Origin of the sequence: Streptomyces sp. ADMS, assembly GCF_033441795.1 — a bacterium.
In the GTDB taxonomy this organism is placed as follows: Bacteria; Actinomycetota; Actinomycetes; order Streptomycetales; family Streptomycetaceae; genus Streptomyces.
Genome location: NZ_JAVFVX010000209.1, coordinates 1 through 5,912 on the forward strand (window position 1 = coordinate 1; position 5,912 = coordinate 5,912).

Annotated in this window: 4 protein-coding genes and 3 pseudogenes; 3 read left to right on the top strand and 4 right to left on the bottom strand. The window is 68.5% G+C overall.

The window, feature by feature from the left end:
- The 3 genes and pseudogenes from RB628_RS39020 to RB628_RS39030 form a co-directional block, all read right to left on the bottom strand.
- Nucleotides 1-85, bottom strand: a pseudogene (locus tag RB628_RS39020) (IS5/IS1182 family transposase); the annotation flags it as partial.
- Between the two features lie 376 nt (nucleotides 86-461).
- A complete protein-coding gene (locus RB628_RS39025; RefSeq protein WP_318325397.1) occupies nucleotides 462-800 on the bottom strand; it encodes a thioredoxin family protein in 339 nt (112 codons plus the stop codon).
- 561 nt (nucleotides 801-1,361) lie between these two features.
- Nucleotides 1,362-2,501: a helix-turn-helix domain-containing protein gene (locus RB628_RS39030; protein ID WP_318325399.1), complete on the bottom strand. Its 1,140-nt coding sequence runs from the start codon at nucleotides 2,499-2,501 to the stop codon at nucleotides 1,362-1,364.
- An 87-nt stretch (nucleotides 2,502-2,588) separates the two neighbouring features.
- Here RB628_RS39030 and RB628_RS39035 point away from each other — a divergent pair, with 87 nt between their 5' ends.
- Both RB628_RS39035 and RB628_RS39040 read left to right on the top strand, forming a co-directional pair.
- Nucleotides 2,589-3,647: a ferredoxin reductase gene (locus RB628_RS39035; protein WP_318325400.1), complete on the top strand. Its 1,059-nt coding sequence runs from the start codon at nucleotides 2,589-2,591 to the stop codon at nucleotides 3,645-3,647.
- Between the two features lie 7 nt (nucleotides 3,648-3,654).
- Nucleotides 3,655-4,773 carry an acyl-CoA desaturase gene (locus RB628_RS39040; RefSeq protein WP_318325401.1) on the top strand — a complete coding sequence of 373 codons (1,119 nt, stop codon included), beginning with the start codon at nucleotides 3,655-3,657 and terminating at the stop codon, nucleotides 4,771-4,773.
- Nucleotides 4,774-5,211: 438 nt separating this feature from the next.
- On the opposite strand, the pseudogene RB628_RS39045 reads toward RB628_RS39040, so the two are convergent.
- A pseudogene (locus RB628_RS39045) lies at nucleotides 5,212-5,606 on the bottom strand (MmcQ/YjbR family DNA-binding protein).
- Nucleotides 5,607-5,665: 59 nt separating this feature from the next.
- Here RB628_RS39045 and RB628_RS39050 point away from each other — a divergent pair.
- A pseudogene (locus RB628_RS39050) lies at nucleotides 5,666-5,912 on the top strand (IS3 family transposase); the annotation flags it as partial.

Consider the following 5,912-nt stretch of genomic DNA (forward strand, 5'->3'; position numbering starts at 1 on the left):
CATTCCGCCAGGCCGTCAGCGTCGGTTCGATCAGGGCCCATCGGGCGTCCGACAAGTCGCTGGGGTACGGCTTTCGATCACTCACAGCACAGCCTGAGCACAGGCATGCCGGAATCGTTCGTTCCGCAGACTGCTGGGAGGTTCTGCTGCATCTCTACGTCAGACGGGTTTTCGAAACCAGAAGCGGATGAGACGGGCGGCGAGGCCATCGCCCCGCCGGGCGATGTTCTTCACTCATCGGGCCATCCTCAACAAAATGGGACACTCGCATAAGGTATGTACGGGCCTTGACCTGCATAAACGCCCTCTCAGGGGCCCGGTGCCGCGCAGTTGCCGGACGCGACCGCGTTGGACGGCGTTATGTGACCTGTGGGGGTGTCTCAGCCCCAAGGTGTCTCAGGCGGCGCAGCTCCCATAGACGAGACGTGACGGGTGTCGCGGCCACGTGCCGCAGCGTCCGCTCAGAGGTGGCCGTCCAGGAACTTCCGTACCTCGGTGATGGTCATAGGCCCCGTGCCGTGCGCCACCGCCTCTCCCTCCTTCAGCAGGACGTAGGACGGGGCTCCGGTGATCCCGTATCGTTCGGTCGCAGCCGGACAACGTGTGATGTCGGCGCGGACGGCCGTCAGGCGGCCCGTGTAGTCGTCGGCGATGCCACCCACGACGAGGTCCATCACCCGGCAGGGCTCGATTGCCTTGGGCCATGTCCCGGTGAAGTATACGAGGACCGGAACTCCGCTCATCCCGAGGATGAAATTGAACTCCGCGTCCTCACGGGGTCGGTGAACCCGCTTCGCCATGGAAGCTCCTGTCCTCACATTCCGTCATTCCATCCCCATCATCCCTCGCGCGGTGTGCCAGGCCGGCCCGGTCGGTCGTCCGGTTGACCTGTCGGAAGGGAGGCACGGGCCGTCGCAGAACCACGGTGGTTCCCGGCGCGAGCGGCCCGGCCCCCCGCCCCTGGTGACCCGGCCTGGCCGCCCCGCCGGTCACCCAGCCGCAGCCCGCCGCGCGCCCGTGGGTCAGCTCGTGCCAGGACAGCGCCCTCCACGACGACATAACAGCTGTTTTCCAGTTCATAGTGGCCCAGATCGCCGACCAGATGCTCGATGAGCGCGTCGACGAGCGGGCCGGTGCGCATCGTCCACCGGATCCAGTCGAGCCGTATCCGCCACCGCGCTTCTCAGAGACAGCGCCCCCGACGGGCTTACCGGGGCCTTGTCCGGTCTTCACGTCAACCCCCGGTCTCAGCCGGCTGATACCGCTCTTCCCCGGGCCGCATGAGCCAGCTGATGGCACCGAGAACGAGGCACGATTCCTGGACCGCTCGCGGACGCGGTCGTGGACGGTCGACGTACGCGTCAGCCGGCCCGAAGACCGACCGCCAGCGTCAGTTCAAGGACCCGGTGTGGCGATGCGAGATCCGGAAACAGCTCCCGCAGCTGCGACATCCGGTACCGGACCGTCTGGGGATGGACGAACAACGCCGCCGCCACCTCGTCCCGCCTGCCCTGGTGCAGCAGCCACGCCCGCAACGTCTCCTCCAGCCGCCGTGCGGTCGCGACAGGCAGGGTCCGCAACGGTGCGAGGGCTCGGGCACGCAGGTCTGCGAACGCGTCCGCGTCGGCGCTCAGCACCAGCTCGGGCAGGTGGTCCTCGGTGTCGCGGATATCAGAGGAGAGGGAGCGCGCGCGTACGGCTCGTGCGTACGAGGCGGACGCACGAGTCCATGGCCGGGCCGGGCCGACCACGGCGGTGCGGTCGGTCAGCTGCCGCAAGAGATGTGACCGGTCGGCATCGGGGACGAGCAGCACACCGGTCGCGTCGGGCAGATCGTCGAGGACGAGGGTGCCCGGGTCGAGTGCGCGGTAGGCAGGCCGGGCCTGGGCGGCGGGCAGCAGGACCGCGGTCAGCGAACCCGGACGCTGCCACCCGGCCCGTTGCGCAGAGGCCAGCAGCACGTCCGGGCTCGCGCCGGCGAGGAGGTCGCGGGCCAGGTGTTCCAGGTGGCGCTCGTGGTCCCTGCCCCGGGCGGCCAGTTCGTCGGCGTGGCCCGCGGCGCTCGCGGCGGAGAGCTCGTCGATGTAGGCGAAGGTCAGCTCGGCGAACTTGGCGACTTCGGCGGCGGGCAGACCTGCGGGTACAGCACCCGCTGCCAGGCATCGCCAGGCTACGCGGGCGCCGACGCGGTAGGCGCTGAGCAGGGCGTCCATCGAACGGCCGTCGCGCACCTCGCCGCGGCCCAGCTCGTAGGCTGCGTCACCGGCGTCGCCGCCTGTGGCGTTCCCGCTCGCGAGGTCCAGGTAGTGCCCCAGGGCGGTGCGGACGGCTCGGCGGATGGTGGCGCCCATGTGGCCCGAAAGGGCGTTGGCGTAGGGAGGGACCTCGTCGATGATCGCTTGGACGACCTCGTCGGCGGTGGTCTTCAGCGCGGCCCGAAGTGCGGTGACCGTCGTCTCGTCCAGGGCCAGTTCGCTGGCCCTCCGGATTGCATGGCTCACGTTTCTATTCCCTGCGAACAATTCAGCCAGCCAGATTCACATCCTGCGGTCAGGACTTTACGCCCTGAGGCGCAGCAAGCTGGAGTCATGACGAGTACAGCCCTCCGCAGCAGGGCGTGGAAACTACTGGAGATGGTCACGACGCCGCTGCTGCCGTCGGACTACCTCGACCTGGTCGGCCCGCTGCGTGCGGGCGCTGACCTGCGTGGGCGCATCGAGGCCGTGCACCCCGAGACGGGTGACGCCGCGACTGTCGTGATCAGGCCGGGACGGGGCTGGCGCGGCCACACAGCCGGTCAGTACGTGCGGATCGGGGTCGACGTCGACGGGGTGCGCCTGTGGCGTGCCTACTCCATCACCTCGCCGACAAACCGCCAGGACGGCCGCGTCACGATCACCGTGAAGGCGATCCCGGACGGCAAGGTCAGCAACCACCTGGTCCGCAGGGCCAAGCCGGGCACGCTGATCCAGCTCGACCAGCCGACTGGTGACTTCGTGCTGCCGCAGGCCAAGCCCGCCAAGGTGCTCTACCTGACGGCCGGCAGCGGCATCACACCCGTGATGGGCATGCTGCGCGACACCGAGTTCGACGACGTTGTCATGGTCCACTGCGCGCCACAGCCGCAAGACGTGATCTTCCGCAACGAACTGCACGACCTGGTCGCGGACAAGAATCTGCGGCTCACCGAGGTGCACACCGACACAGACGGCATGCTCGACATCGCCCGCCTCGACGAACTCGTGCCCGACTGGGCCGAGCGCGAGACCTGGGCTTGCGGGCCCGCGGGCCTGCTCGACGCCGCCGAAGAGCACTGGACCGAGCACGGCGTCCAAGAGCGCCTGCACACCGAACGCTTCCGCCCCAGCATCGTCGTCGCCGGCGACGGCGGCGGCGAGGTCACGTTCAGCACCACCGGCAAGACCGTCGACGCGGACGGCGCCACGCCGTTGCTGGACATCGGCGAGGAGGCCGGCGTGCTCATGCCCTCCGGGTGCCGCATGGGCATCTGCTTCGGCTGCGTCACGCCGCTCAAGGCGGGCGCCGTCCGCGACCTGCGCACCGGCGAGATCACCGAGGCCGAGCCGGGCGTCCTCATCCAGACCTGCGTGTCCGCCGCGGCGGGCCCCTGCGACATCGAACGGTAGGAGCACCTTGACCGCCATCGACCCCACCGCCCACCTGACCACGGAGCAGATCGAGGAGCTAGGTCGCGAGCTGGACGCGATCCGCGACGAGGTGATCGCCGGCCGCGGCGAGAAAGACGCCGCCTACATCCGTAAGGTCATCTCGGCGCAGCGCAAGCTCGAGCTGGTCAGCAGGGGCGTCCTGCTGTTCTCGATCTTCCCGCCCGCGTGGCTGGTCGGCACCGCCGGTCTGTCCGTGGCGAAGATCATGGACAACATGGAGATCGGCCACAACGTCCTGCACGGCCAGTGGGACTGGATGCGCGACCCGAAGATTCACTCCACCACCTGGGAGTGGGATCACGTCTCGCCGTCCGAGCAGTGGAAGCACTCGCACAACGAGCTGCACCACACGTACACCAACGTGATCGGCAAGGACAACGACCTCGGCTACGGCATCATGCGCGTCGACGAGGACCAGAAGTGGCACCCGTTTCACCTCGGCCAGCCGCTGTGGAACTTCCTCAACGCCTGCTTCTTCGAGTACGGCATCGCGGCGTACGACCTGGAGCTCGGCAAGAACCTGCACAAGCGCCGCCGCAAGAACCCGGAGTTCCGCGCGCGGGCCAAGGCCGTGGGCCGCAAGATCCGCAAGCAGGTGCTCAAGGACTACGTGATCCACCCGCTGCTGTCGGGCCCGTCGTTCCTCCCCACTCTCGCCGCCACGTTCACCGCGAACCTGGTCCGCAACATCTGGTCCCACTCGGTGATCATGTGCGGGCACTTCCCCGAGGGCGTGCAGGTCTTCGAGCGCCGGTCGATCAAGGGCGAGACGCGCGGCCAGTGGTACCTGCGCCAGATGATGGGCTCGGCGAACATCAGCGGCAGCAGGGCCATGCACTTCATGACCGGCAACCTGTCGCACCAGATCGAGCACCACCTGTTCCCGGACCTGCCGAGCAACCGGTACGCCGAGGTCGCGGTGAAGGTGCGCGCGCTGTTCGAGAAGTACGAGCTGGAGTACGTCACCGGGCCGCTGCCCAAGCAGGTGTTCTCCGCGTGGCACAAGGTCTTCCGGCTCTCGCTGCCGAACAAGAAGCCCAAGGTCAAAGCGCCGGACCGCGAGCAGGAGCTCGTCGCGGCCTGATGCCCGGTGTCGCTCCAGATTTTCGGCCGTACCGACGGCACCGCCGGGTTCCGTGAGATCCGTTGCGGACGGTGGGCGACCGCGACATCAGACCGTACGACACGGGATCCGGGGCAGCCAGTGTCCGGCTGCGCTGCTACCTGGACTGGACGTGCGCCAGGAGCTCAGCACACAGCCCCCGGCGAGGTGTTGTAGTGCGCTGACCTGCCATGGTCGGGCCGGTAGTCGGGTGCGTACGCGCACTCGGTCTGCCGACGGGCAAGCTGGGTGGAAGGCACGGGGCTGTGTGTTCGTCCGGGTCGTCGGTGACGATCAGGAACACTTTCCCCGCGACCCTGTACACGTCGAGTCCGGGAGTGAAGGGGTAGACGTGGCTGACGTCGGGGAGGGCCAGGGCCGCCTGGCGGGCGGTGTCCTGGAGGCGGTCGCCGGCCGTGTTCACCGGGCCGCCCGCGTTCCGGTGCCGTAGGTGTGCGGGGCGACGGGCCGCTCGGCCTTGGGCAGGTGGGCGACGACGAGCCGGTAGGAGTCCATGACGAGTTCCTCGACCAGCTTCTTGTCGACGCCTTCTCCGCTCTCCAGGGTGATCCAGTGCTTCTTGTTCATGTGGTAGCCGGGGTGATGTGGCTGTACTGCTGTCGCAGGGCGTGGGCCTCGCCGGGGTCCGCCTTGAGGATCACGACGGGACGCCCGGGGACCTCGGTCATCAGCATGAACACCTTGCCGCGTACCTTGTAGACCTCCCAGTCGGGGCCGAAGGGGTGCTCCAGCTGGGTTCCGGGGAGTTCCTCCGCGCAGTCGGCGGCGGTCTTGTGCAGGGCCGATCCGTTCATGGGTGGTGAGTCGTGGCGGCCGACGTGGTGGCCACATCCGTGATCGTTAAAACACACCCGCCCGCTGCACCGTCGAGCGTCTGGTGCGCGAACTCGGCATCGCCGGCGCCGTCCGCGGGCAGAAGGTGATCACGACGATCACCGATCCGGCCGCCGGGCGTGCCCCGGACCTCCTTGACCGCGACTTCGTCGCCAGTGCCCCGAACCGCTGCTGGGTTGCCGACTTCACTCGTGTCGCCGCCTGGAGCGGCGTCGTCTACGTCGCCTTCGTCGTGGACACAGCCGCAGACCGTTCGGCGTGGGTCG